Below are 25,792 nucleotides of genomic sequence, written 5' to 3'. Positions count from 1 at the left end.
ACCTAATCTGAAAAACTGCGCAAGGGCCGCGCACTATCGTAGCCCAGGCCCTCAATGATTTTGCGGACTTCGTCGCTCTTGATGTAAGCAATAAAGGCTTGAACCGCCGGGTCACTTTTACCGCGTTCGAGAAGAACCGCCTGCTGTCGGATGGGCTGGTAGAGTTCCGGGCCGATATCCCACCAGGAACCCCTCTCCGCCTCGGGCAGTGCCAACACCTGAGATCGGGCGACAAAGCCCAACTGGGCATTTCGCGTGGCCACAAACTGGAACGTCTGGGCGATGCTGTCGCCGCGAACAACCTTACTTCGAAGTCCTTCCCAGAGGTCCAGATTTTCAAGCACCTGCCGGGCAGCCAGCCCATAGGGTGCCGTTGCCGGGTTGGCTAGCGCCAGTTTACGGAAATCGCTGGATCCGAGAACATTTCCCCGAGGGTCCACCCTGTCTTCATCAGGACTCCACAGGACCAGTCTCCCCCCCGCGTAGGTGAAACGACTCCCTTTGACGGCCACCCCCTCCTTTTCCAGGCGCGCCGGGCGGACACTATCGGCGGCGAGAAAGACTTCAAAAGGGGCACCGTTGACAATTTGTGCATAAAGCTTGCCGGTGGAGCCGAAACTGGCTTTCACCCGATGCCCGGTGGCAGCCTCAAACTCTGCGGCGATGATCCGGGAGGCACCGGTAAAGTTGGCAGCTACCGCTACCGAGACCTCGCCCGCTCGGGCAGTGCCGAAGACGGCACAGAGTAAAGCAATGCCAAACCAACAGAGTTTGGCTTTCTTTCCGGTTTCTCTCAGAGCTTTTGCATTCATATTAGGATAGGGGATAGGAACTGAAGACCGGGTTAAGGGCCAGGCTGTATGGCCATTGCACCCTATTGTGCCATTTTCAGCTTCGGGGCGGAAAAAAACCGGAATACCGGCAAGAGATCATGGTCTACCGGTAAGTCAGCAAAGCTTGACCGGAAGCCTATGTGAATCACCGAGTGGTCCTGTAGGTCGGTTTCAACCCGACGGCATGATCGGCTGAAGCTCGACCATACCTTCCAACTACCCGATCACCGTCTGTAGTTCGACCTTCCGGCCGACGCCGTCTCGGGCTAAAGCCCAACCTATATAGAGGGTTGCGCATTGTGTATCGACCGGAGTGTGGGACTAGTGTCCTAATTTAACGAAAATGAGCGAGAAATCCGGCCAATTCAGGGCTTGGCCGCACGACTCCATGGATGGAGGAGTTAGAGCAAAGCACCGCCAGTAGAGAATGTCTGGAACGTATTCTGAGGAGCTCGATCCGAGCAGGTCAGTCTATTCTCCGACAGGCTTAGTAGACGGGATCCAGGTGCCTCCGCCCTTTCGAGACGACGACCAGATCGGAGGCTTGATCGATGTAATAATTGGCCTCATCGGCCTTCCTATCAAACCCGATTCGAGTGTTTTCATCAATGATGTTGTAGCGATCGACGATCACGTTTCTAAGACGGCTACCCCTTTTAATCATCACATAATCCATAATGATGCAACCCTCCAGTTCGACATCATCCTCGATGACCACTTCCCGACGCACAATGCTGTTTTTGATACTTCCACCATAAACAATGGCTCCTGCACCAATGCTACTGTCTTCCACTCGGCCCTTGATGATCCTGGCGGTAGGCCCGTCGTAATGGCTGGAGCGGATGGGCCAGAACGGATTGAAGAGATCGAATCGCGGTTGCGAACCCAACAGATCCTGATGGGCGTGCCAGTAGGCGCGTATGCTCCCCACGTCTCGCCAATAAGCGCGCTCTTCGTACTCCTTGACGCCGGGAACCCGATTGCTGGAAAAGTCATATGCATAGACCTTTTTATCGCCGAGCAGACGCGGAATAACATCTCTTCCAAAGTCTTTTTCCCCCCTCCTGTGTGCCTCCTCGAGGGCCTGCACGAGGGCATCACGACTGAAGAGATAGTTACCCATGGACGCGAATGCACGGTTTTTATCGCCGGGCATGGGCCTGGCGGTCTTGGGCTTTTCCTGAAACCTGCTAATCCGGCTCTTCTCGTCCGTTTCGATGATTCCAAAGGCACTCACCTCGGTGAGGGGTACCGGCAATGCGGCGACGCTCACATCGGCGCACATTTCCTGGTGAAAATGAACCATCGGCCGCAGATCCATTCGGTAGATGTGATCGGCACCAAACACCGCAACCAGATCGGGACGGTGCTTGTGGATCAGATTGAGGTTCTGGTACACCGCATCCGAGGTGCCCTGGAACCAATCGGCACCACCACGCATCTGCGGCGGGACGATGGTCACGAAGTGACCGGTAATCTGCGGTGATAACCCCCAACCCTTACGCACATGTTCTATCAGCGACTGGGACTTGTACTGCACCAGGAGGTAGATGGAGTAGATGTGTGAATTGATGAAATTACTGAGAACAAAATCAACGATTCGGTAGCGTCCGCCAAAGGGGACCGATGGCTTCGATCGTTCCTGCGTCAGCGGACTTAGGCGTGTACCCTCCCCGCCGGCGAGAACGATGGCCAGAACCTTGGCCGTCGTGCTCATGCCACCTCCTGTGACTCACGCCTTTCGTCGTTTCAATGATGGATACGCTTATGAATTCCCATCAGGACCCGAATGCCGTCGGCCACCCGTTTATCATCGCGTTCCACAAACAAACCTATGCCATCGTCGCTTCGGTGTACGACCAGAGCCTCAAAACGATAGGTCCGTTTTCCGCCAAGGCTCCGGTACTCCAGTTCGACATGGTCATCCCGGTCAAGATTGGGGGTGTTGGTCTGTAAAAACAGACCGTCGAGGCTGACGTTCCTGACCTTGCCACTTCCGGCCGGCACACCTTGCCGGTAGAGGAGCAGCTCAGCATCAGCTCCCATTCGGCGGCTTTCCCGATCATCCCACATAGGCAACTCCTCTACCGAGCAAGATAGACTTGGGGCTTCGGGTGTCAACGCCCCTTCAGCCGATCTGTCGAAGCTTACACTGGAAGTAACCCTCACAATTCTCGGAGTCGAGCTTATGGACATTCTCGTGATCAATGCCGGAAGCACTTCGGTAAAGCTGACTCGCTTCACAAATCACCAGCGAGTGCTTGAAGAGAAGTTCCCCGCCGATGCTCCCGCTGATAGAACTCTGCGCGCCTTTTGCGACAGCCAAATCCCGGAAGTTGTGGCGCATCGAGTGGTTCATGGCGGAGCCGACCTGTCGGAAACGGTCTTCATCAACGACTCCATCGCCGCTCAGATCGACCGGCTATCCAAACTTGCGCCTCTGCATAACCCGTTCGCCAGCCGCTGGATCGCCGCCTCTCGAAGGCTTTGGAAATCCGTTCCGGGGGCAGCAGTATTTGATACCGGATTTTTTGCAGACCTGCCCCCGGTAGCGGCGCACTATGCCCTCCCTCGCGATCTCAGCGAGCGTTACGGGATTCGGCGTTACGGGTTTCAGGGCATTGCTCACCAGGCGATGTGGCAGTCGTGGTGCGAAATTCATCCCGAGCTCGAGCGTGGCGGTCGTCTGATATCGCTCCAGCTCGGAGGCGGGGCTTCTGCGGCCGCCATCGATCAGGGACGCCCGATTGACACTTCGATGGGTTTCTCACCGCTAGAAGGATTAATCATGGCGACGCGAAGCGGCGATCTCGATCCGGGGATTATCCTGTTTTTGGTACGTAAGCTGGGTGATGGCGCCGCGGATATCGATACGGTTGAAAAAATACTGAACCGGGAGTCGGGGCTTTTGGGCCTTTCGGGAGGCCGCACTGCTGACATGAAGGAACTGCTGAGCCACCCTTCCGTCCTCGCCCGAGAGGCGGTTTCCGCTTACTGCTATCGGGCCAAAAAGTACGTCGGGGCCTACCTCGCTGCATTGGGCGGCGCGGACGGAATAGTGTTTGGTGGTGGAGTGGGTGAAAACGCAGCATGGGTTCGAAGCCGCATACTGGAGGGACTGGAGCCGTTCGGGATCCATCTCGACACCAATCGAAACGACACCCACTCGGACTCCCCGGTTCAAATCTCCACAACACGGAGTCCGATTGGCGTGTGGGTTCTGCCGGTCGACGAGGCCCTGGTAATCGCCCGAGAGGTGGAGGCACTGGCCGCAACCCGGTAAACGTAACGGAAATGCCCGTAGTCACAGCGCGTTCCATTCACTATTACTCATAAAGAGCGAACAACACATGGACAGGAGGCTCTGTATGGAAAAGAAACACCTTTCACTAATCATCGGGACGATTATGGGAATTTCCGTGGCCGCATCCGGTTCGGTTCTTGCCGCGGAAACGGATACCGAAAGCCCCTCCGAAACCGGCATGCAACCGGCTGCCCCGATGGAAAGCGATCAGCAGGCGGCAGGCGGGCAAGCCGATGCCCTGATGCAAATGCAGGTCAGCGAACTCAAAGGCAAACCGCTGGCTAGCCCCGATGGAACCAACCTCGGTGAAATCAGCGATATCGTCCAAAGTACTGAGGACCAAAGCCTGCACGCAGTGGTCGCGGTTGGCGGAATGCTCGGAGTCGGCCAAAACAGGGTCACCTATCCGGTGGAAGACCTCCAGCTGCGCGACGGTGAAATCGTTACCGCGACCCAAATGACCGAGGAGGACCTTGATCAGCGTACCGCCTATAACGCGGATGACTATGAATCCGTCAATGACAACCAGCGACTCGCCGAGGTGAGCGGTGAAGGGCCCTCCCCGGGTGCCGAAATTGCATCATTTGAAGAGATCGACCAGGATGGTGACGGCTACATCAGCCGTGAGGAGGCCCAGGAACAGGCCGATCTTGTCAACGCCTGGCAGAACGTGGACGTTGACTCGGATGACCAAATCAACGAAGCCGAATTCAGTGCCTTCGAAGCCGGATGGGAAGCAGCCAATCCGGAAACTCGACAGGAATCGGATACCGGCATGGATTCAGGTATGGGCGAGGACACCGGAATAACCGGTGACGAGTCCCCTCCGGAACAGCCTGAATAACCCGAGTACCCGGCCCGGATGCCCCGACCGGCAGTTCTGCCGGCCGGGTGCGCTTGCGCAGCTTCTAAAGATTCATTGAGGTAGTCTCGGCCGGCAGCTAGCTTTTTCCATAAACGCCTGTTCAGGGAGATATCCGTCATGACCTCCGCAGAAGAACTTCACCAGACCATGGCCGCTTTGGTACGTCCCGGAAAGGGTATCCTTGCGGCCGATGAGAGCACCCCCACGATCACCAAGCGTTTCAAGGCTGCGGGGATTGAGTCCACAGAGGAGACACGGCGGGCCTACCGCTCCCTGCTCCTGACCACCGCCGGCGTGGGTGACTACATTTCCGGCGTTATTCTTTTTGAAGAGACACTCGGACAGACGGACGGCTCCGGGCGTCCACTTCCCGAAGTGGCCATCAAACAGGGGATTGTTCCGGGTATCAAGGTGGACAAAGGCACCACCGGGTTGCCCGGTGCAGAGGGCGACAAAATCACCCAGGGCCTGGATGGGCTGAGAGAGCGGCTGGTCGGTTACAAGCAGCAAGGCGCACGATTTGCCAAGTGGCGCGAGGTGTACGGCATCACGCCGCAGAATCCGACCGCACTTGGCATCGAAGCCAATGCCGAAGTGCTGGCCCGCTACGCTGCGGTATGTCAGGCCGAAGGCATTGTGCCCATCGTCGAGCCCGAGGTATTGCTTGATGGCGACCACGACATCGAACGCTGTGCCGAGGTCAGCGAAGCGGTCCTGCACGAGGTATTCCATGCGCTGCAGCGACACCGGGTTGGTCTGGAATTGATGCTCCTCAAGCCGAGCATGGTCTTGCCGGGCAAATCAAGCACCCGGCAGGCCGAGCCGCACGAGGTGGCTGAATGGACCATAAAGGTTCTGCGGCGAACAGTCCCGGCGGCAGTACAAAGTATCAACTTTCTTTCCGGTGGCCAGACCCCGGCTCAGGCGACAGCCAATCTCAATGCCATGAACCGGGATTTCACCGGTCAGCCGTGGGCATTGAGCTTTTCATTCGCCCGCGCGCTTCAAGAACCGGCCATGGCATCCTGGGGCGGTCGGCCGGATACCGTCGCAGATGCGCAACAGGCATTCTATGACCGGGCCCGACTGGCCGCGGATGCCTCACGCGGCGAATACGATCCAGCCATGGATGCCTGACCCGCGGACGATTCACTGCAATGGCCAGGGCAACCGCATACTTTGAAGCGAGCGGTGTAAGCCCTTGATAGCAGGTCGTCGGCAGCACGCCGCCAGGGATGGCGGTGTTAGACAATGCAGGAGCACACTTGTCGAGGGATGCTGCCCTCGAGCGTACACGGATGAAAGATGATTGCTCCTGCATTTCACTTCCTACATCCCTGTAGGTCGTATTCACAGCGTACCTGCTATCACGGACTTAGTTCGCTCGCCGGCATCAAAAAGGAGTATGCGTTTACCCTGCTGCAATGGCGTGGAGAGAGTGGAAATGAGCACATTGACTTTCACTACATGAGCGCAGAGGAAGAGAATCAACTGATGGATCCTTCCTCTGCGTACTCCGCGCCTCTGCTGTGGGTGGTTTTCCCGGCACCCGGGTCCGGCCGACCCGAACGATCGGGGTTGAATTTCATCTGTTCAGGTACCTAAGGAGAACGCCCTTATGAATCCGCTACGGCAACTGCACGACTACGGGCAGAGCTATTGGCTCGATAACCTGACCCGCGCCATGATCAATACTGGCCAACTGGAACGGCGGGTGCGTGAGGATGGACTGCGGGGGGTCACGTCAAATCCGGCGATATTCCATAAGGCGATCAGTGGGCATGAAGGAGGCTACGACGACCAAATCCGGGATCTGGCCCGCTCCGGGTTTTCGACCAGCGAGATCTATGAGCGTGTGGTCACACGGGACATTCGCGACGCCTGCGACATTTTGCGTCCGGTTTACGATCGCAGCAGTGAACGCGAAGGGTTTGTGAGCCTCGAGGTTTCACCGCATCTGGCTAATGAAACCCGGGCTTCCATCGAAGACGCACGCCGACTCCATGCTACCGTGGATCGACCCAACCTGATGATCAAGATCCCGGGTACGCAAGCGGGGCTCGGCGCCATAGAGGAACTCCTGTTCGAGGGCATCGACATCAATGTCACCCTGCTGTTTTCGATTAGCACCTATGAAAAGGTAGCCGAGACGTACTTGCGGGCCCTCGAGCGACGTATGGAAGCGGGCCGCTCTGTTCATGATGTCAATTCAGTGGCCAGTTTCTTCCTGAGCCGGATCGATACCCTGGTCGACAAGCAGCTCGAATCCCTCATCGATCCGGAGGTGCCTGGCCAAACCGCCGATCCACGTCCTGTCGACCTGCTGGGCAGGACCGCCATCGCCAACGCCAAGCTGGCTTACCGCCGGTTTCAGTCACTACTGGAAACCGGGCGCTGGCAGGCGCTGGCCCAAAAAGGTGCTCATCCCCAGAAAATGCTCTGGGCCAGCACCAGCACCAAGAACCCGCACTATAGCGATGTCATGTACGTAGAGCCGCTGATCGGGCCATACACCATCAACACCATGCCCAACGAGACGATTGCAGCCTTCGCCGACCACGGACGTGTTGAAAACAGGATCGAAAGCGATAGGGAAGAGGCTGAACAGGTCCTGAAGGAGCTCGAAAAACTGGGCATCGACTTCGACGCCGTTACCCACCAGCTGCTGGACGAAGGCATTCGCAAGTTCGTCGATCCATTCGATGCCCTGATGGAGCTCATTGACGAGAAGAGCCGGGCGCTGGCCTCTTAACAGACCCGGACCCCTGAACTATCCGGGTTAATACATGCGGTGCCGGAACAGCCAGCCGGCCAGCGCCATGCTGGTCAGCCCGATTACGGCCATGGGCCAGAACTGGGGAATCAGCGCCTCGAAGGAAGCACCTTCCAGAAAGGTGCTGCGTAGTATTACCATGAAGTAACGCAGCGGATTGACCAGGGTGACCGCCTGCACCGCCTGGGGCATGTTAGCGATGGGGGTTGCGAACCCGGAGAGGATGATGGCGGGCACCATGAACAGAAAAGCACCCAGCAGCCCCTGCTGCTGCGTGACCGAGAGCGAAGAGATCATCAGTCCGACGCCTACCGCCGAGAGAAGGAATAGCACAAGACCGGTGTACAGCGTAAGAACGGTACTTCGAAACGGTACCTCGAACCACAGAAGCGCCACGCTGATCACCACCGCGGCCTCACTCAGCCCGATGAGAAAGCCCGGCGTCGCCTTCCCGATGAGGATCTCCACCGGACGCAGGGGTGTCACCAGCAACTGATCAAACGTCCCCTGTTCCCGCTCACGGGCAACCGAAAGGGCCGTCACCAGCAGGGTGACCACCAGCGTCAGCAGGCCCACGATCCCCGGAACGATGAACCAGCGGCTCTCCAGATTAGGGTTGTACCATGCGCGAACGATCAGCTCCGCCGGCGCACCCGCGGCCCCCCGCTCCGCCAATACCCGGTCATTGAAGTCGCGGATGATGGTGCGGGCATAATTGAGGGCAATCATCGCCGTATTCGAGTTGCGGCCATCGATAATCACCTGCACCTTGGCCGGTTCCCCCTTCAACAGCTCATCAGTGAAGCGGGGACCGATACGCAGCACCAGTAATACCTCTCGCGACTCGACCCGCGGTGCGATCTCCCGATCGGCATTCAGTACCGCCACTTTGTTGAAAGTCGGCGAACCATCAAAAGCCGACACCAGATCGCGGGAGTAGCTGCCGCGATCCTGGTTATAGACGGCAAACGAGACATCGTTGAGATCGAAAGTGGCGGCATAGCCGAATACCACCAGCTGAATCAAAGGCGGACCGATGACGACGAAACGGCTCTTGGGGTCCTTGAGAATCGCCAGGAATTCCTTTCGGACCAACGCCAGAATCCGCAGCCAGGAGAGCATCACTCCAACCTCTTTCGGGAGCGACTCCGGCTCAAACCCAGAAACAATACGGCCATGCCCATCAGCGCCAGCGCGTTGGGAACGATGACCGACCAGATATCGCCAGCCAGGAAAACGCTCTGCAGGATCGCCACGAAATAACGGGCGGCAATGGCATAGGTGAGCCCTTCGATAAACCAGGGCATGCTGTTGATGTCGAAGATAAACCCCGAGAGAATGAATGCCGGCAGAAACGTGGTAAGGATCGCCACCTGCCCGGCGACGAACTGGGTCCTCGCGGTAATCGAAATCAGCAGTCCCATTCCCAACGCTACCAACAGGAAGAGCGAAGCGGCGGCGAAAAGGACGCCGAAAGAGCCACGCAGAGGCACTTCGAAGAGCCAGACCGCCATGGCCACCGACAACAACATACCGCCGGTCCCGAGGATGAAGTAGGGAATCAACTTTCCCAGCAGGATCTCGGTCATGGAGACAGGCGTGACAAGGAGTGCCTCCATGGTGCCCCTCTCCCATTCGCGCGCCATCACCAGCGCGGTGAGCAGTGCACCGATAAGGGTCATGATGATCGCTACCAGCCCGGGCACCAAAAAGTTGCGACTCCTCACCTCGGGATTGAACCAGATCCGCTGCTCCACTTCGACGGGTATGTCCAGTTGCTGCCCCGCCTGTTCGGCCCTGTGCTGAAGCCAGTTCAGCCAGCTGCCCTGCACATACCCGGAGACCAGCTCTGCCGTATTGGCATCGACCCCGTTGAGGATGAGCTGGATGGGTGCCGGCCCCGGACTGCCGATCCTCTCGGCAAAATCGGCCTGCATGCGGATGATGCCATCCACCTCACGGGCCCGAAGCGCTGTCACGGCCTCTCGCATATCGACGTATTCCCGGGCATCGAAATAGCGCGAGTGACGGAATTCTGCCGCAAAGCTGACCGCCTCACCGCCGAATGCCTCCATCACCACGGCGATCGGGACCTCCTCGGCGTCGAGCGAAACCCCATAGCCAAACAGCAGCAGCAAAAACACCGGCATCACGAAGGCGATAGAGATGCTGCTGGGGTCGCGGACGATTTGCAGGAACTCCTTGCGCATCAGTCCACGCAGCCGCATGACGCCTCCGCCCCTCACCTCTCCGTATCCTGATGTTCGATGAGCGCGATAAAGGCCTCCTCCAGCGACGGTTCACGACCCTGCGGAGCCACACTGCCCTTGATCTCGTCCGGCGTACCCAACTCGAGAATCTCGCCCGCCGCCATAATGGCGAGCCGGTCGCAGTACTCCGCCTCTTCCATAAAGTGCGTAGTGACCATCACCGTGACATTGGCCTCCGCCAGCGCATTGATACGAAGCCAGAATTCACGACGCGCCAGCGGATCCACACCCGAAGTGGGCTCGTCCAGAAACAGAATATCCGGTTCGTGCATCAGGGCGCAGGCCATTGCCAGCCGCTGCTTGTGACCCAGCGACAGGTCGTCACTCGATGAGCCACGCAGCGCCTCCAACTCGAACTGCTCCAGTGCCCAGCGGATCCGCTCATCACGACGTTTACGGCGCAGGCCGTAACTGCGGGCGAAAAAATCCAGATTCTGTTCGACGCTCAGGATGCCGTAGAGTGAAAATTTCTGGGACATGTAACCGATTCGGGCCCGCGCCTCGGCTGCGGCATGGCGCAGGTCGACACCGGCCACCCGCAGTGTTCCCCCACTGGGGGGCAGCAGGCCGCACAGCATCCGGAACGTGGTCGACTTGCCGGCCCCGTTGGCGCCTAACAGACCAAACACCTCACCACGGTGCACAGAGAACGAGAGTCCCTTGACGGCATAGAAATCGCCGAAGCGCCGGGTCAAATCCCGCACCGTAATCACTGCATCGTCACCGCGCACCTCTATCGTGTGCTGCTGCATGTCGGGAAGCGAGGGTGCGCCACGGCGCTCCCGCAGCAGGGCAACAAAACTGTCCTCAAACCGCGGTGGCACTGGCTGAAAAACGCCCTCCTCCCTCAACCCCCGGGGGTCACTGCCGGATTCGAGCACCAGCCGTACCTGACCACCGGCGACCACCACGTCGGTGACCTCCGCCCGCCCCTGCAGGCGTGACTGGACCTGCCTGCCCGGCTCCCCGCTCTGCAGCCGGTAGGTCCGCCCCCGCAGCTGACTACTGAAGGAATCCGGGCTGCCCTCTCCCAACACTTCACCTTCGTGTAGCAACACCACCCGGCTGCAGCGTTCCGCCTCATCCAGATAGGCGGTGCTAAGCAACACGGTGAGCCCCTCATCCCGCACCAGCCGGTCAATAATGGCCCACAGTTCACGCCGTGAGACCGGGTCGACGCCAACGGTGGGCTCATCCAGGATCAGCGCGCGAGGCGAACGCACCAGCGTGCACGCCAGCCCCAGCTTCTGCTTCATACCGCCGGAAAGCCGACCGGCCAGGCGCGCGGTGAATTCACCAAGGCCGGTCATGCGCATCAGTTCCCGGTAACTCCCCTCCCGCTGGTCCGCCGGAACGCCCTGGAGGTCCGCATAGAGGTCGAGGTTTTCCTGGACCGTGAGGTCTTCATAGAGACCAAATCGCTGCGGCATGTAACCCAGTGCCGCCTGTACGGCCAGAGCATCCCCTGTGGCGTTCATCTCCAGCACGTGAATCTCGCCCCGATCGGGTGCCAGCAAGCCGGCGGCGAGACGCATCAGCGTCGTCTTGCCCGCTCCATCCGGTCCTACCAGACCGGTAACGCTCCCGCTCTCGGCGGCAAAGCTGACGCCGTTCAGGGCCTTGGTCTCTTTACCGCGCGCGGCGAAGCTCTTGTGTACCTCGGAAAACCGCACTGCCGGAACGGCTCTGGCGGAGGTCACCGGCTTTCACCGCACTCATGGGGGCCCTGGGGCGAATTCCCCGAGAGCGGAATATGCACCTCCGCCGGCATCCCCAGCCGCAACTCCCCCTCGGGAGTGCAAACGATAATGCGCACCTGGTAAACCAGACGGGTGCGCACCTCTTCGGTCTGTACCGATTTGGGAGTGAACTGGGCAGTGGGCGAGATGTAGCCGACCCAGCCGCGGTAACGCTTGCCGGGGAAAGTATCGGTGACGACCCAGGCGCCCATCCCGGTCTGCACAAGCCCCAGGTGCGGCTCCGGCAGATAGGCACGGACCCACAACGGGCTATCTATCGCCACCGTATAGACGGGTCGTTGGGGGAAGGCCATCTCCCCCGCCTCCAGAATACGGTCCCGGACCACGCCTGCAACCGGTGACTCCAAGGTGGCCTCCGCCAGGTCGAGTTCGGCCAGCGCGACTTCCGCCTCCAATGCCCCTAGCGTGGCCCGAGCCGCCTCGATGTCCTCCTCTCGCGGACCCTTCTCGGCCAGCTGCAACGATTCCCGAGCGGCACGCAGTTGTGCCTCGGCCGCGTCCCGGGCGGTTTTCGCCTCATCCACCTGCTCCTCTGAGGTCAGGTTGCGCTCAAGCAGGTTTTGCAGGCGAGAATAGGTACGTCGTGCGTTATCCGCCCGAGCCTGCGCCGCCTCGACCTCTGCGCGTGCCCGCCGAATCTCTTCCGGTCGCGTCCCCGCCTCCAGCGCGGCAAGCTGCGCCTGCTGGGACGTCATCCGCGCATCGGCACGCTTGAGCAAGCGCTCAAGGCGAACCATCTCCAGGGACCCTAACAATTGACCCACCTCAACGCGATCGCCTTCTTCCACATGCAGGGCGGCGATACGCTCGCTGCTTTTGAAAGCCACCGTCACCTCGCGGATATCGATATTGCCGTAGAGGGTCAGACGTTCACCCGGACCCTCCCCCTGGTCGGATCCGTGCCACACAACCATCACCGCGATCACAACCGTGATCCCGATTAGTGCGATCAGGAGCGCCTTGCGCATGACTCTATTCCTCCTGCCGACAGCGGGATTCGGCAGAATGCGTGGAGGGAATACTCTACCAGCCCCCAAACAGATCGGGTACGCTGCATGCGCATGCGCACAGAACGGGCAAATGGATGCCTGAAGAGGCTACCGAAGCCCGGCAGGACCGTGCATGACCGATTCATTGGAGTTTTTCCTTCCGTGCCTGCGTGGGTTTCTTCTCTATGCTTAGTTTTTGAAATATTCTTCCTAACGGTAGGAGACCTTTCATGTTGCTGCACGGGACCCGAAACGTCATTGCTGTGGAAAGCCTTTACCAGGATCCGGAGCTGAGCTATCCCGGTTACCGGCTTCTGGAGTCGGGCGCCGATGTGCTCGTCCCGGAAAACGGCGAGGAGCGCTGAGGCAGCGGCAAATGGGTACCCTTGCACCCCTGTTCAAGTCCATAGAAGCGATCGGCGATCAACCCGCACTTGTGACTTTCGACAGCGGTAAAAAGGAGGTTCTGTCGGGCCACGAATTCACGCGCGCAATCGAATCCGAAGCGACCCGCCTCATCAGTAATCACGGTGCCGGCCCCGACCGGCGTTTTGGGGTTTTCGCGGCGCCATCGGCACGTTCGGTGATCGCCAGCCTGGCCGTTCTGCGCAGTGGTGCCACTCTGGTACCGGTCGACACACAGTTCACCGATGCAACACTGACGTCTGTTCTGGACGATGCCGATTTGACTGGCGCCTGGTGCGACGCCCGTCGCTGTTCACGCCTGGAGGCATTACGGCCGGCCATGAGCCGATTGCCGGTGGAGGCGCTCGGATCCGAGGCTGGTGGTGACTTCCCTGCCCGCACACCGGAAAATCCCGCTGCGCTTTTCTATACCTCGGGCACGACAGGCGCCCCCAAAGGGGTTCCCCTGTCGGAGCGTAACCTTGCTTACCAGTTCGAGGTCTTAAGGAATTCCGGCCTGGTCGGCCCCGGTGACCGCCTCCTGCTGCCGCTACCCCTGCACCATGTCTATCCTTTGGTGATCGGTGTTCTGGCACCTCTGGCGCTGGGTCTGAGTGTGATCCTTCCGCGCTCCCTCACCGGGCGCGAGGTGCTACACGCCGCAGCAGAGGGCGAAGCTACGGTGATGATTGGCGTCCCGCGGCTCTACCGGGCCCTTCTTGAGGGCCTGGAGCGACGTGGAGGTGTGTTGTTCAGGGTGGCTGGCGAAATCTGCTACCGCATTCGTTCGACCACCGGCATTTCTGCCGGTCGCCTGTTATTGGCGCCGGTGCATCGCCGTGTGGGTCCTCAACTCAGACTATTCGCCAGCGGTGGGGCTCCCTTGAGCCCTGAAACCGCTCTGCGCCTGGAGGGCCTGGGGTGGGAAGTCGCGATCGGGTATGGGCTCACGGAGACCTCCCCTCTGGTCACCATCAATCCCGGGCGTTCGCCTCACCCCGAGAGTGTCGGGTTCGCCCTGCCCGAGACCGAGCTGCGGGTCATCGAGGACGAACTGCAGGTTCGGGGGCCGGGCGTGTTTGCAGGCTACCGCCACCTCCCCGACAAAACCCGGGAAGCCTTCGCCGCAGGAGGGTGGTTCCGGACCGGTGACCTGGCCTATATGGATGAGGAGGGATACGTCTACATCACCGGCCGGGCCTCTACAGTACTGGTCACCGAGGGCGGGAAGAATGTCCAGCCGGACGAGGTGGAGGCTGCCTACGAAAGCCACCCGGCCATTCGGGAGATTGCCGTTCTCCAGGAGGAGAATCGGCTCGTTGCAGTCGTGGTTCCCGAGACCGCTGCGCTTTATGATGGCGGCGACAGCGAAGAGGTGCTGCGTGGAGCAATCAACCGCATTTCAGGTCAGCTTCCCTCCTACCAGCGTATTGCAGACTTCGCCATCACCCGTGAGCCCCTGCCCCGTACCCGCCTGGGCAAACTGCGTCGGCACTTGCTGCAGGAGCTTTACCGGCAGGCGCGTGAGGGCCTGGCGGAACCCGTAGCCCGGCCGATGACGCCTGAAGAAATGCCGGAACCCGATCTGGCGCTGCTGGAGAATGATGAGGCACGGCAGGTCTGGGAGCTTCTGGCCGAGCGCTATCCCGATCGCCGGCTCACGCCGGATTCCAATCTCCAGCTCGAGCTGGGCATCGACTCCATGGAGTGGCTGGATTTTGGTCTTGAGCTCAGCCGGCGCACCGGCATTGAACTTGATGAATCACAGACGTCGGCACTGGAAAGCGTCCGCGATCTGATGGAGCTTATGGCAGAATCCGAGCCCTCCACACAGGGACGCGAACGGCCATCGACCACGCAACGGGTCCTGACCCGTCGTGACCAGCGCTGGCTGCGACCGCTATCCCCTCCCGGGGCAATACTGGCCACATTCCTGCACCGTATCGATCGCATGGTGGCCGACCGCTGGTTCGACCTCTCGGTCGAGGGCACGCCGCCCCCGCCCGATGTCCAGGTCCTGTTTGCGCCCAACCACATCAGCCTTCTGGATCCCTTCATCCTCGCGGCGGCACTCAAGCCGGAGCAGATGCGCCGCACCTTCTGGGCCGGCTGGACCGGTGCGGCGTTCAGGAACCCGTTTCTACGAGCGTTCGCCCGGCTGGGTCAGGCGATTCCCGTCGATCAGCACAGTCCACGGGCCAGTCTGGCCCTCGCCGAAGCGGCCCTCAAGCGTGGCTACAATCTGGTCTGGTTCCCGGAAGGGGCACGTTCCCGGAATGGCCGGATCCAGCCTTTCCGCAAGGGGGTGGGGCATTTGCTCGATCATTCCCCTGTCACCGTTTTACCGGTGGTATTGCGAGGCACCTACGAGGCCATGCCTCCGGGTCGCAAACTGCCCCGACACCATCCCGTGCAGCTGCGCTTCGGTTCCCCGATCGAGACAGAACAGCTCGACCGGGAAGGTTCGGGCGACCAGCGACCGGAGCGCATCACCCGGGCCCTTCAGCAACGGATGGAGACGCTTCTGCGGGAAGCGTAACCGTGGCGAGCAGCGGCAGGTGATCGGATGCCACTCGCGACAGGGGGGATTGATGCGGCGTAATCGCATCAAGACATTCGCGGGGCCGAAACCAGATGCGGTCCAGCGCCAGAATAGGGAACCCGGAGGGAAACGTCGCCGGCGATGGGGGTCGACCGAAGTGGCCGTGCAGCCAGCGCAGGGGCCGACCCCAGGAAAACCATTCGTTGATGTCCCCCAACAGGGCTGCCGGACTCCGATCTTCCAGGGCCAAAAGCTCCAGAATCTGCTGAATCTGGAAACGTCGCTCAAGAGGCCAGAGGCCCAGATGGGTGGCCAATATCTCCACCGGGGTCTCATCCCACTCCAGAACCACCTGAAGGGCCCCCCGCGGCTCACGCTCCAGCAAACTCAGGTCGATGCGGCGAACTGCGTTGACTCGCGCGCGGGTCAGTATGGCATTGCCGTAACGGTAGTATTTGTGGCGAAGTGTCGGCCCGGGTATCACCCGCATGCCGGTTTTGGTGCCGAGCCGGGCCAGAAAATCGCGGTCACCGCCCGGGTAGGTCTCCACTTCCTGCAGGGCGATCACATCCGCGTCGAATTCATTGAGGACCTGGATGATGCGGTCGGGATCCCGACGACCATCACGGCCGATGCAGCGGTGGATATTATAGGAAGCGAAGGTCAGTTGCATTTTAAACCCGGTCAGTCCTGGCTTCCGTTTCCTGTCGCGCCGCCCGGCGCTGCAGCACCCAGCGACGCAACAGCATGGCAACGCCAACCAGGGCAACGATGACCACGATGGCGATGGCGAAATTGGAGAAACCGGGTTCCCGAATGGCCGCGATCAGACGATCTATAAAGATCACCATGCCGGCGATGCCGGGAGCCATACCCAACAAGGTTCCCAATAGGTAGGTCTTGAAGCGGATGTGGGAGACACCGGCAACGAGATTGACCACCGTAAATGGCGCCACCGGCAGAACACGCACGGTGATCACGGCCAACAGCCCTCGTTCGGCAAGACGTTGGCTCAGGCGATTCAGGCGGCTCCCTGCCACCCTACGAATGGTGTTGCGGCCCATGAAGTGGCCGATACCGAACGTAACCGTGGCACTCAACAGCGAGCCCAAAAGGCCGTAGATGAATCCCCAGAGCGGACCAAACCCGATCGCCGTAACGGCCACCATAAAGGTGATGGGAATCACCAGAATCCCACCGATCACGTAAGCAGCCAAGACCAGAGCAGGAGCCCACGGATGCTCTTGAATGGCGCCCAACGTCCCGATCATCCTCTCCAGATCGAGCCACTCACCCAGTGGCGTCCAGCGCCAGGCCGCGGCGAGCCCAAATAGCACCACCAGGCTGACAATGACAGACCACAACCCCCGGCTCGCGGGACGCCCCTGCTCTTCCGGAAGCACCCGCTCCGCCAGCTCTTGTGGCTCCACCGGCGCTTCGGGGTCGACCAGATCGATGCTGTTGACGAGCGCCTCCAACTCCGGGTCGAGATGAGATTGGTCATTGAGTTCTTTTAGCGTTCGCTTTTTCCCGGAGAGTGTGTCGACCGTCGCCAGCAGTGAACCGGTCGTGGTGAACCGGGCCTGTACTTCGTCCGGGCCCACGCCGAGGTGCTCCGCGAGCAAACGGTTACGCAATTCCACAATGCCCTTCGAATGGTGCGGTTCGCCATCGGCGGCGATCGCCAGATCACACTCGGAGTCGAGGCCCATGGATCGATTATTGAGATTGGAGGAGCCGATGCGCAGGAAGACGTCGTCGACAATCATCAGTTTGGAGTGGACGCTGATGTGGTCCGGGGCCAGCCCGGGCACATCGGGATAGACGATGCGCAAACGTCCATAACGGTCCGCCTGGCGCAAATGCGCAATCAATGCGCGACGACGAACGTCCATCGTATTCTGTTCCAACCATCCCCCGGTTTTTAACGGCACCACGATAACCATTTCGGGGCCATCCGGCTCCTGTAGCCGAGCAGCCAGGGCATCGCGGATCACCTTTGCGGTGAGATACTGGTTCTCGATGTACAGGTACCGCTTGGCCGCGGCAATGACGTCGAGATAGAGCCGTTCGACTTCACGAACCTGCGACCGATCCCGGTAGCGTGGTTCGGTGCGGGCGATGCCGACATCCACTTCCAACCAATCGGGGATCACCGATTCGGGCCATGGGTCGCCTTTCGGCTCCGGTCCCGGCAGCGACTGCCCGGTGGCACGCTCCCAGCGCCGGCGCGCCAGCTGCCCCAAGGCAGCGGCCGCGGGACCATCAACGACCATTTGCAGATCGTGGTAGGGCAAATAGCGATTACCCACCGCATCGACGCGGCGGGGATCGTCCGGACGATGCTCGGAGGTGTCCCAGCGCCACTTGCCCAGGTCCATTCCGCCCGCGAATGCGACCGCGTCATCGATCACCACAATCTTCTGGTGGTGGGACCCTCCCAGCGGATGTTCATCATCGAGGTGGAAATGCAGCCGCCGATGGGTTTTCCAGCCAAGCCGGTAGACGGGAAGCCACTCGCGCTCAATGGCATAGATCATGGCGAAGTCCCAGATCAGGATATGCGCCTCGAGTTCGGGACGGCTTGATACAACATCGTTCAGAAACTCACCAAGCGGACCCCCATCGCCATGTTCGCCCCGAATCAGCCGAAGGTTGGAATCGATATCCCAGCCGAGAATCAGGATGCGATGCCGGGCGTGCTGAACCGCCTCGCGAAAAGCCGCAAAGTATTCCGCGCCTTCGACCAGATAGGCGGCACGGTGCGCCCGATCGACCCGCCAGCAATTGCTGCCGGGGATCAAAATCTTTTCAATTCCCATGAAAACAACCGGGTGGGCTTGCCATCTCTGAAGGGTAGCAAACCTGCCTTTTACAGCCCTTTGCACAAACAGCGCAGTAAAAGTCAGCGGCTATAATTACGGCAAAACGAGGCTGGCTATCCGCGGTCACATCGACCCTGAGGGAACAGACTTCATCATGGAAAAGCCGAACAGGCCGCAGCGCGGACCCGGTGCCGACGGGAGGCGCAATTTCTACTGGCGCTATCTCCTCTGGATCCTGGTGGTTTCCGGACTGTTTCTCTACTGGGCGAACACCACCACCGGACCCTTGGTCACCGAGTCCCTGGCCTATACCGAATTCAAGCAGGCAGTGCGTGAAGGGCGCGTCGCCGAAGTCACCATCGAAGGCCAGGAAATCCGTGGCCGCTATGTGCAGCCCGAACAGCCGACGGACCAGGATCTGGAACCGGCGCCCCGGCCGGAGGAGCCTCAGGGGTTTACCACCACCCTACCTTCGATCGAAGATCCCGATCTGATCCCGCTTCTGGAACAAAACAACGTAACCGTTCACGCCGAGAGCGCCGAGACCCCCTGGTGGGCGTCGGCCCTCATCGGAATACTGCCCTGGATCCTGATCATCGCCCTTTTCTGGTGGGCCTGGAGCCGAATGCAGGAACGCATGGGAGGGGCCGGTGGCCGCGACGGCATGTTCAGCTTCGGCAAGTCCAAGGCCCGCCGGTTCCGCGAAGGCACGACGAACGTGCGCTTCAACGATGTGGCGGGACTCGAAAACGCCAAGATGGATCTACGTGAAATCATCGAGTATCTGCGGGATCCCACGCGCTATCGTCGCCTTGGGGCAAAGATCCCCAAAGGGATTCTGTTGATGGGTCCCCCAGGTACCGGCAAGACCCTGTTGGCCAAAGCCGTTGCCGGTGAGGCTGGGGCACCATTTTACAGTATAAGCGCCTCGGAATTCATCGAGATGTTCGTCGGGGTCGGTGCCGCCCGCGTGCGTGACATGTTCAAGGATGCCAAACAGGAAGCACCCTCCATCATTTTCATCGACGAACTCGATTCCGTGGGCCGTTCCCGTGGCACCGGTGTAGGCGGCGGGCATGATGAGCGCGAACAGACCCTGAACCAAATCCTGGCCGAGATGGATGGCTTTCAGCCCCATGAACAGGTGGTGGTGCTGGCAGCCACCAATCGCCCCGATGTCCTGGACCGGGCTCTGCTGCGCCCCGGCCGTTTCGATCGCAAGGTAGTCCTCGATCTGCCACGCAAAGAGGCGCGAAAGCAGGTCCTCAGCGTGCACACCCGAAAAATGCCGCTCGATGAGGATGTCGACCTCGAATTGATTGCACAGCGCACGGTGGGTTTTTCCGGGGCCGACCTTGAGAACCTGGTCAATGAAGCCGCCCTGCTCGCCGGGCGTGACGGAAATGACACCGTGTCGATGGCCCATATCAATCGTGCTCGCGACAAGATCATACTGGGCGAGGAGCGCGAAGGGTTGCTCAACGAGGATGAGCGCAAACTGGTCGCCTATCACGAGGCCGGCCACGCGGTGCTCGCTTGGGAGTTACCCCAAGCCGACCCGCTGGACAAGGTGACCATCATTCCCCGCGGACGGGCGCTGGGCGCCACGGAACAGCTACCCGAGGAAGAGCGCCACAACGTCAAGTTCAGTTACCTGAAGGACCGTGTCGCCGTAATGCTGGGAGGCCGGGTGGCAGAAAAAACCGTCTTCGGGGAGGTGACTTCAGGCGCCGAAGCGGACCTCGCCCAGGCCACCCGTCTGGTGCGCCGCATGATCTCCCAGTGGGGCATGAGCGAGGTCATCGGCCCGGCTTCGTTTCCGAGAGGCGAGGAGCACGTCTTTCTCGGACGCGAGATGGCACAGCCACCCGACTTCTCGGAACAGACCGCGCAGATCATCGACAAGGAAATCCGCAAGACCCTGGAAGCATTCGAGAATTATGCATTGGATACGCTGAAGAAAAACCGCCACAAGCTCGACGTCCTTGCCCAGGCGTTACTCGAACATGAAACCCTTGGAGCACCTCAAGTAAACCAACTATTCAAAGACGCAGAGAAAGCGGCCTGACAGGGCCACGCGAGAACGATTTTCTCTCGCAGAGGCGCCAAGGATGCAAACCTCGTAACGTCGTCGTGAAAGCTGATCCCCCCGAGCTCACCGTCATTACGGGGGGAACGTACGAAGCGCACGCCCTTCGTGGTCAGTTCCACTTTGGCACGAAAAATGCTCTGTCCATTTGGACCTGCCTTGGTTGGCAGATACCGATGCGGGTCACGAACTTTTGATTGAGTACAGCGTCCAAAAGCTTGCCTTCCCCCGCGATATCCGTATACCTACTGGATGTTCGGGCGCAAATGGATTGGAGTCCCCCACTTGCTGTCAAAGCTCAACCACATCAGGGGTCGCCCGGTTCGTCCGAGCGAACCGGTTCTGGCACTGCTGGCGTTGGTAATTGCTGTCTTCATTGGCAGCATGCTCCATGCTGGCTGCCATTTGTGGCAGGAAGCAGCCGCACCCCAAGCCGCAGTCGAACTGGTACGGGAGCTCCGCCTTACCGACCTGTGCCTGTTCACCGAGGCGCGCTACACCCGCCATCCCTCGCAGGCCGATCTGCACACGCCGTTTCAGGACCACCCTCTCGCTCTGGAACATTTTCCCTCCGGCTCACTGGTCGGGCCACCCAGGCACCTGACTGATCATGCACTGGTTCGCTAAACAACGTTACCTGATTGACTACACCGTCGCTGCGATGCTGCGGCGTCGGGCCAAGAACGTGGGCCTGCTCGCGGTCTATACCACCATTGTATTCCTGCTTGCTTCGGTGATGCTCTACAGCAACGCCCTGAAGCAGGAAGCCTCAGTGCTGCTCAAGGAGGCACCGGAGCTGGTGGTGCAGCGGATGGTGGCTGGTCGTCATGACCTCATCCCTGCCGACTATTTGGAGCCGCTGCGCGGGATCCGTGGCGTACGCCGGCTGGAGGGGCGGCTTTGGGGCTACTTCTATGATTCGACCGTCAACGCCAACTACACCTTCATGGTGCCGCCCGAGCGGGATATTGATCCCGGATCCATTGTCATAGGTGACGCGATCGCCCGCGCCCGCGGCTCCGAGACAGGCGATGTGCTCGCTTTCCGCGGTGCCGGCGAAACTCTCTATCCCTTCCGCGTAGCGGAGGTGCTGCCACACGAATCCGCTATTGTCGCTGCAGACCTTGTGCTGCTCTCGGAAGCCGATTTCCGTGGTTTCTTCGGAATCCCACCCGGAAAATTTACGGACATTACGCTCACCGTGGCTAATCCCAAAGAGGTGCGGACCGTAGCAGAGAAGGTGGTCAGCGCACTGCCCGATACGCGGCCAATCCTGCGTGAAGAGATGCAGCGTACCTATGCATCGCTGTTCGACTGGCGCGAGGGGATGGTTTTGGTGTTGCTGGCCGGGGCACTGCTTGCCTTCGCCATTCTCGCCTGGGAGAAGGCCTCGGGCCTTTCGGCGGACGAACGCCGGGAGATCGGTATTCTGAAAGCCGTGGGTTGGGGGACGGGTGACGTGCTCAAGATGAAATTGTGGGAGGGGGGGCTGCTCTCCATGCTGGCGTTCCTGCTCGGCTTCACCCTCGCCTACTGGCACGTATTCGGAACCTCGGCCGCGCTCCTGGCCCCGGCCCTGAAAGGTTGGGCGGTGCTCTACCCGAACTTTGAACTGACCCCTGCGGTAGACGGACTTCAGCTCACCAGCCTGTTCGTGATTACGGTGTTTCCCTATACCGCCTCCACCCTGGTGCCCGTCTGGCGAGCGGCGGTGACCCATCCGGACGTGGTGATGCGATGAGTGCCATTGAGCTTTATGCGGTGCGCAAGGCCTTCAACGAGGGGCGGCCCAACGAATTTCTCGCGGTGGACGGGGTGGACCTGGAGATCGAACCGGGGCGAATCACGGTGCTGACCGGACCGAGCGGCTCCGGAAAAACCACTTTACTGACCCTCATCGGCTGCCTGGCACGCCCTACCGAGGGGCGGGTACACCTGGGGGGGGAGAGTGTATCGGGTCTGCCGGAGCGGTTCCTGACCGAGCTGCGCCGACGCACCTTCGGTTTCGTTTTTCAGCAGTTCAACCTGATCCGTGGACTCTCCGTGCTGGAGAACGTGATGCTCCCGGCCTATCCGCTCGGGCCGCACTATTCCACCCTGCACGGGCGCGCCATGGAACTGCTTACGCACCTGCGCCTTGGACACCGGGCGGAGGCACGGGTGGAGTGGCTCTCGGGGGGTGAGGCCCAGCGCGCCGCCATTGCGCGTGCCCTGATCAATGACCCATCCGTGGTGATTGCCGACGAGCCCACCGCCAACCTCGACTCTCATCTCTCCGCCGCCTTCCTCGATATTGTCGCCGAGTTACGGAGCCAGGGCCGTACGGTACTGCTGACCAGCCACGACCCTCTGATCACCGGAGCTGGAGTGGTCGACCGGGTGGTAGCCATGCGCGACGGCCGGGTGGTCTGACGTGCTGTTTCAACCGGCGATTATCGCACTGCTGTTGGCCGATGGTCTGAGCCTGCTGCTTCTGGTGCCTGCAGGTCTCTTCGCTATTCGGATACTGCGCCGCTGGGACCTTCAAAGTGGCAGCGCGCAGCAGATCCGGTTGGAAGAGCACACCTATCTGGTGACCACCGGGCTCGCCCTGGTGTTCATTGCGCAAATCCTGACACTGCTGCTATTCGTCTTCACCACCGATCACCTTGCCGTGCAGTTCGTCGGAGCGATGTGCGCAGTCGGCACGCTCAATGCCAACGCCTGGGGTTTTTCTGCGCTCCTGCTGCGCATGGGACTGTTTCTCCTTGCCGGGACCTGGCTGGTGATGAACTACATCGACAGCCGCGCCTACGACTATCCGCTGATTCGGGTGAAGTACGCACTGGTGCTGCTGATCGTGCCGTTGGCTCTGGCTGCGGCCGGGGCACAGCTCGCCTTCTTCACCGGCCTTGACGCCGATGTGATCACTTCCTGCTGCGGCAGCCTGTTCAGTGCGGGGGAACCGGCGGTAACCGCCGACCTGGCCGGACTGCCGCCACTACCTGCCATGGGCACCTTCTATACAGTGCTCGGTCTGACGATTTTGGCGGGTGCCTGGTACGCCCTGCGAGGCCGTGGCGCCCTGCTGTTCGCCGGACTGAGCGCGATCGCATTTCCCGTCTCCATTGCGGCGGTGATCGCCTTCATCTCGCTCTACGTCTATGAACACCCGCATCATCACTGCCCCTTCTGTCTGTTGAAATCCGAGTATGGCTATCTCGGGTACGGGCTCTATCTGCCGCTGTTCACCGCCACTACGCTGGCAGTCGGACTCGGCATTACCAGCGCCTTTGCGAAGGCCGCCAGCGTGCGTGCAGTGCTGGCCGGGGTAGCGCCACGGCTCGCCTGGACAGCAACTCTTCTGTTCACCCTCTTCATGCTCCAGGCGATATGGTTCACCTGGCGCTCCAACCTGATCCTGCTGGGGGAATAATGGTGAGACGATTCTGGATCCTTCTGTCGATGGTTGCCGTCGCGCTCCTCATCGCGGGCTGCAACGGTGAGCGTCCGCTGGTGCCCAATGGCAAGCCGGCCCCCGGCTTTGAGTTGGCACATCTGGATGGTGGACGAGTGCGTCTGGCGGACCTGCGCGGGGAGGTAGTCGCTATTCGCTTCTGGGCCGATTGGTGCCGCTTCTGCAAAAAGGAGATGCGCGAACTCGAACCTGAATACCAGCGCCTGGCGCCACGCGGCTTGCGCCTGCTGGCGATCAATGTGGAGCAGGAACGCGACCGGGTTGCACGTACCGCCGAGCAGATCGGGTACTCGTATGACACTCTGCTCGACAGCGACGGTGTGGTATCCCGCGACTACGGAGTAATTGCCCTACCGGTGACGTTCCTGGTCGACAGGAAAGGCCTGGTGCGCGGAAAGATCATCGGCGAGTCGGATGCGGTCACGTTTTCTCAGATGGTAGAGCCGCTGCTGTAGAGGAAAAGGTTATCCGCAGCCCCATACGACTACCTTTTTTCTAATCCTCTCATTACAGAGAGGTCATGCACTCGAGGAGAGCGAAGATGAAACGACGTAACCTGTTGCAGAGTATGGCTGGTGTCGGCGCCCTGCTGGCGATCGGCATCCCCGCCACGTCTACGGCTGCCCCAACGGACGGAACGCCTCTGCAGTTCACTCCGAAAACGCCCAAGGATCCCAACCCCCGGGAAAACGAACTGCAGAAATATCCCAAGTGCCCCTATTGCGGAATGGACCGAACCATGTTCAGCCACACGCGCCACCTGGTCCACTATGAAGATGACCTCGTGGATGGCACTTGCTCACTTCACTGTGCCGCGATCAGTTTGAGCCTCAACATCGACAGGGGCCCAAAGGCGATATATGCGGGTGACTACGCTGGCAGCGATGAGATTAAACCGTTGGTAAACGTGGAAGAGGCTACCTACCTCATCGGCAGCAGTCAGAAGGGGACGATGAGCGGACGCAGCAAGCTGGCCTACGGCCAACGCCGGCAGGCCGAAGCGGCCCAAAAGGAGCATGGCGGTGAACTGGGTGACTTCGACACAGCGTTGACCGCAGCCTACCTGGACATGGCCAAGGACACCATGATGATTCGAAAACGCCGTGCCGAACGGCGGGCAAAAATGAAAAACAAGTAGCTATCAGGAGCGAAGCCACGGCTTCGCTCCCAAGGAGACCTGTACGTGCATAGACATCCTGTAACTTTGGCAGGCGTTTTCCTGGCACTCTGCCTCACCACTCCACTCCTGCTCGCCGGGACACTGGAAGTACCTGATCCCGAGCCGACCGACACCTGCCCGGTGTGCGGTATGTTCGTGGCCAAGTACCCCGAATGGGCGGCCACTGTGGTTTACCAGGACGAGCATGCCCACCACTTCGATGGTGCCAAGGACCTGTTCAAGTACCTCCTGGACCTTCCCAAATACGCACCTGGCCATACCGCTGCAGATATCAGCGCCATTGCGGTGACCGACTACTACGATCTTGCCAGGATCGATGCCCGCAGCGCCTACTACGTCATCGGCTCCGACGTGCTTGGGCCGATGGGACACGAACTTGTCCCACACCCCAGCGAGGCCGATGCGAGGGACTTTATGGCCGACCACGGCGGTGATGCCGTTGTGCGCTTCGACCAGGTAACGACAGAGCTACTCGATCAGCTCGACAAGTGAATGAAGCC

The 25,792-nt window shown here is 60.3% G+C and carries 23 protein-coding genes; 14 read left to right on the top strand and 9 right to left on the bottom strand.

Annotation, left to right across the window (positions count from 1 at the left end; genetic code table 11):
• Positions 1 to 2: 2 nt before the first annotated feature.
• The 3 genes from modA to Q7L05_RS00380 all read right to left on the bottom strand — a co-directional run bounded on the left by modA (position 3) and on the right by Q7L05_RS00380 (position 2,906).
• A complete protein-coding gene (gene modA, locus Q7L05_RS00390; protein WP_303900834.1) occupies positions 3 to 812 on the bottom strand; it encodes a molybdate ABC transporter substrate-binding protein in 810 nt (269 codons plus the stop codon).
• A gap of 508 nt (positions 813 to 1,320) precedes the next feature.
• Complete coding sequence (locus Q7L05_RS00385) at positions 1,321 to 2,550, bottom strand: glucose-1-phosphate adenylyltransferase (protein WP_303900833.1); 1,230 nt, start codon at positions 2,548 to 2,550, stop codon at positions 1,321 to 1,323.
• A 32-nt stretch (positions 2,551 to 2,582) separates the two neighbouring features.
• Positions 2,583 to 2,906, bottom strand: coding sequence for a PilZ domain-containing protein (locus tag Q7L05_RS00380; protein ID WP_303900832.1), 324 nt, complete (start codon positions 2,904 to 2,906; stop codon positions 2,583 to 2,585).
• 115 nt (positions 2,907 to 3,021) lie between these two features.
• Here Q7L05_RS00380 and Q7L05_RS00375 point away from each other — a divergent pair, with 115 nt between their 5' ends.
• From Q7L05_RS00375 to tal, 4 genes are all read left to right on the top strand, one after another.
• Positions 3,022 to 4,116 carry an acetate/propionate family kinase gene (locus Q7L05_RS00375; protein ID WP_303900831.1) on the top strand — a complete coding sequence of 365 codons (1,095 nt, stop codon included), beginning with the start codon at positions 3,022 to 3,024 and terminating at the stop codon, positions 4,114 to 4,116.
• Between the two features lie 85 nt (positions 4,117 to 4,201).
• Positions 4,202 to 4,981 (top strand): PRC-barrel domain-containing protein, encoded by a 780-nt coding sequence (locus Q7L05_RS00370; protein WP_303900830.1) that lies wholly within the window; start codon positions 4,202 to 4,204, stop codon positions 4,979 to 4,981.
• A 138-nt stretch (positions 4,982 to 5,119) separates the two neighbouring features.
• On the top strand, positions 5,120 to 6,139 hold the full coding sequence (locus Q7L05_RS00365; protein WP_303900829.1) for a class I fructose-bisphosphate aldolase: 1,020 nt from the start codon (positions 5,120 to 5,122) through the stop codon (positions 6,137 to 6,139).
• A gap of 481 nt (positions 6,140 to 6,620) precedes the next feature.
• Positions 6,621 to 7,754, top strand: a complete 1,134-nt coding sequence (tal, locus tag Q7L05_RS00360) for a transaldolase (RefSeq protein ID WP_303900828.1) — start codon at positions 6,621 to 6,623, stop codon at positions 7,752 to 7,754.
• 27 nt (positions 7,755 to 7,781) lie between these two features.
• Here tal and Q7L05_RS00355 read toward each other — a convergent pair whose 3' ends face one another.
• The 4 genes from Q7L05_RS00355 to Q7L05_RS00340 are packed head-to-tail and all read right to left on the bottom strand — an operon-like array spanning position 7,782 to position 12,773.
• Entirely contained in the window at positions 7,782 to 8,897 is a 1,116-nt protein-coding gene (locus Q7L05_RS00355; RefSeq protein ID WP_303900827.1) for an ABC transporter permease, read from the bottom strand.
• Positions 8,897 to 10,003, bottom strand: coding sequence for an ABC transporter permease (locus Q7L05_RS00350; protein WP_303900826.1), 1,107 nt, complete (start codon positions 10,001 to 10,003; stop codon positions 8,897 to 8,899). Before Q7L05_RS00350 ends, Q7L05_RS00355 begins: the two co-directional genes overlap by 1 nt.
• Before the next feature lie 14 nt (positions 10,004 to 10,017).
• Positions 10,018 to 11,745 (bottom strand): ATP-binding cassette domain-containing protein, encoded by a 1,728-nt coding sequence (locus Q7L05_RS00345; RefSeq protein WP_303900825.1) that lies wholly within the window; start codon positions 11,743 to 11,745, stop codon positions 10,018 to 10,020.
• Positions 11,742 to 12,773, bottom strand: a complete 1,032-nt coding sequence (locus tag Q7L05_RS00340) for an efflux RND transporter periplasmic adaptor subunit (RefSeq protein ID WP_303900824.1) — start codon at positions 12,771 to 12,773, stop codon at positions 11,742 to 11,744. The genes Q7L05_RS00345 and Q7L05_RS00340 overlap by 4 nt, the downstream gene beginning before the upstream one ends.
• A 251-nt stretch (positions 12,774 to 13,024) precedes the next feature.
• Here Q7L05_RS00340 and Q7L05_RS00335 point away from each other — a divergent pair, with 251 nt between their 5' ends.
• The gene (locus tag Q7L05_RS00335) at positions 13,025 to 13,159 is read left to right on the top strand and encodes a hypothetical protein (RefSeq protein WP_303900823.1); all 135 of its coding nucleotides are present in this window, start codon (positions 13,025 to 13,027) and stop codon (positions 13,157 to 13,159) included.
• A gap of 11 nt (positions 13,160 to 13,170) precedes the next feature.
• Complete coding sequence (locus Q7L05_RS00330; RefSeq protein WP_303900822.1) at positions 13,171 to 15,738, top strand: AMP-binding protein; 2,568 nt, start codon at positions 13,171 to 13,173, stop codon at positions 15,736 to 15,738.
• Here Q7L05_RS00330 and Q7L05_RS00325 read toward each other — a convergent pair.
• On the bottom strand, positions 15,689 to 16,414 hold the full coding sequence (locus Q7L05_RS00325) for an endonuclease/exonuclease/phosphatase family protein (RefSeq protein ID WP_303900821.1): 726 nt from the start codon (positions 16,412 to 16,414) through the stop codon (positions 15,689 to 15,691). The two genes, Q7L05_RS00330 and Q7L05_RS00325, sit on opposite strands and share 50 nt — an antisense overlap.
• 1 nt (position 16,415) lies before the next feature.
• Positions 16,416 to 18,563, bottom strand: a complete 2,148-nt coding sequence (locus tag Q7L05_RS00320) for a VTT domain-containing protein (RefSeq protein WP_303900820.1) — start codon at positions 18,561 to 18,563, stop codon at positions 16,416 to 16,418.
• 157 nt (positions 18,564 to 18,720) lie between these two features.
• Here Q7L05_RS00320 and ftsH point away from each other — a divergent pair, with 157 nt between their 5' ends.
• The 8 genes from ftsH to Q7L05_RS00280 all read left to right on the top strand — a co-directional run bounded on the left by ftsH (position 18,721) and on the right by Q7L05_RS00280 (position 25,784).
• Positions 18,721 to 20,634 carry an ATP-dependent zinc metalloprotease FtsH gene (gene ftsH, locus Q7L05_RS00315; protein ID WP_303900819.1) on the top strand — a complete coding sequence of 638 codons (1,914 nt, stop codon included), beginning with the start codon at positions 18,721 to 18,723 and terminating at the stop codon, positions 20,632 to 20,634.
• A gap of 384 nt (positions 20,635 to 21,018) precedes the next feature.
• Positions 21,019 to 21,282 carry a hypothetical protein gene (locus Q7L05_RS17375; protein ID WP_411293302.1) on the top strand — a complete coding sequence of 88 codons (264 nt, stop codon included), beginning with the start codon at positions 21,019 to 21,021 and terminating at the stop codon, positions 21,280 to 21,282.
• Positions 21,263 to 22,396 carry an ABC transporter permease gene (locus Q7L05_RS00305; RefSeq protein WP_411293301.1) on the top strand — a complete coding sequence of 378 codons (1,134 nt, stop codon included), beginning with the start codon at positions 21,263 to 21,265 and terminating at the stop codon, positions 22,394 to 22,396. Before Q7L05_RS17375 ends, Q7L05_RS00305 begins: the two co-directional genes overlap by 20 nt.
• Complete coding sequence (locus tag Q7L05_RS00300; protein ID WP_303900816.1) at positions 22,393 to 23,067, top strand: ABC transporter ATP-binding protein; 675 nt, start codon at positions 22,393 to 22,395, stop codon at positions 23,065 to 23,067. The genes Q7L05_RS00305 and Q7L05_RS00300 overlap by 4 nt, the downstream gene beginning before the upstream one ends.
• A gap of 1 nt (position 23,068) precedes the next feature.
• Entirely contained in the window at positions 23,069 to 24,070 is a 1,002-nt protein-coding gene (locus tag Q7L05_RS00295; protein ID WP_303900815.1) for a hypothetical protein, read from the top strand.
• The gene (locus Q7L05_RS00290) at positions 24,070 to 24,567 is read left to right on the top strand and encodes a TlpA family protein disulfide reductase (protein WP_303900814.1); all 498 of its coding nucleotides are present in this window, start codon (positions 24,070 to 24,072) and stop codon (positions 24,565 to 24,567) included. Before Q7L05_RS00295 ends, Q7L05_RS00290 begins: the two co-directional genes overlap by 1 nt.
• 86 nt (positions 24,568 to 24,653) lie before the next feature.
• Positions 24,654 to 25,250 carry a nitrous oxide reductase accessory protein NosL gene (locus Q7L05_RS00285; RefSeq protein WP_303900813.1) on the top strand — a complete coding sequence of 199 codons (597 nt, stop codon included), beginning with the start codon at positions 24,654 to 24,656 and terminating at the stop codon, positions 25,248 to 25,250.
• Between the two features lie 45 nt (positions 25,251 to 25,295).
• A complete protein-coding gene (locus Q7L05_RS00280) occupies positions 25,296 to 25,784 on the top strand; it encodes a nitrous oxide reductase accessory protein NosL (protein WP_303900812.1) in 489 nt (162 codons plus the stop codon).
• Positions 25,785 to 25,792 lie beyond the last annotated feature (8 nt).

The sequence above is a fragment of the Thiohalomonas denitrificans genome, assembly GCF_016841685.1.
GTDB classification, from domain to species: domain Bacteria; phylum Pseudomonadota; class Gammaproteobacteria; order Thiohalomonadales; family Thiohalomonadaceae; genus Thiohalomonas; species Thiohalomonas denitrificans_A.
The sequence above is the reverse complement of the archived record's forward strand: the minus strand, read 5'-3'. Positions and strand labels throughout refer to the sequence as shown.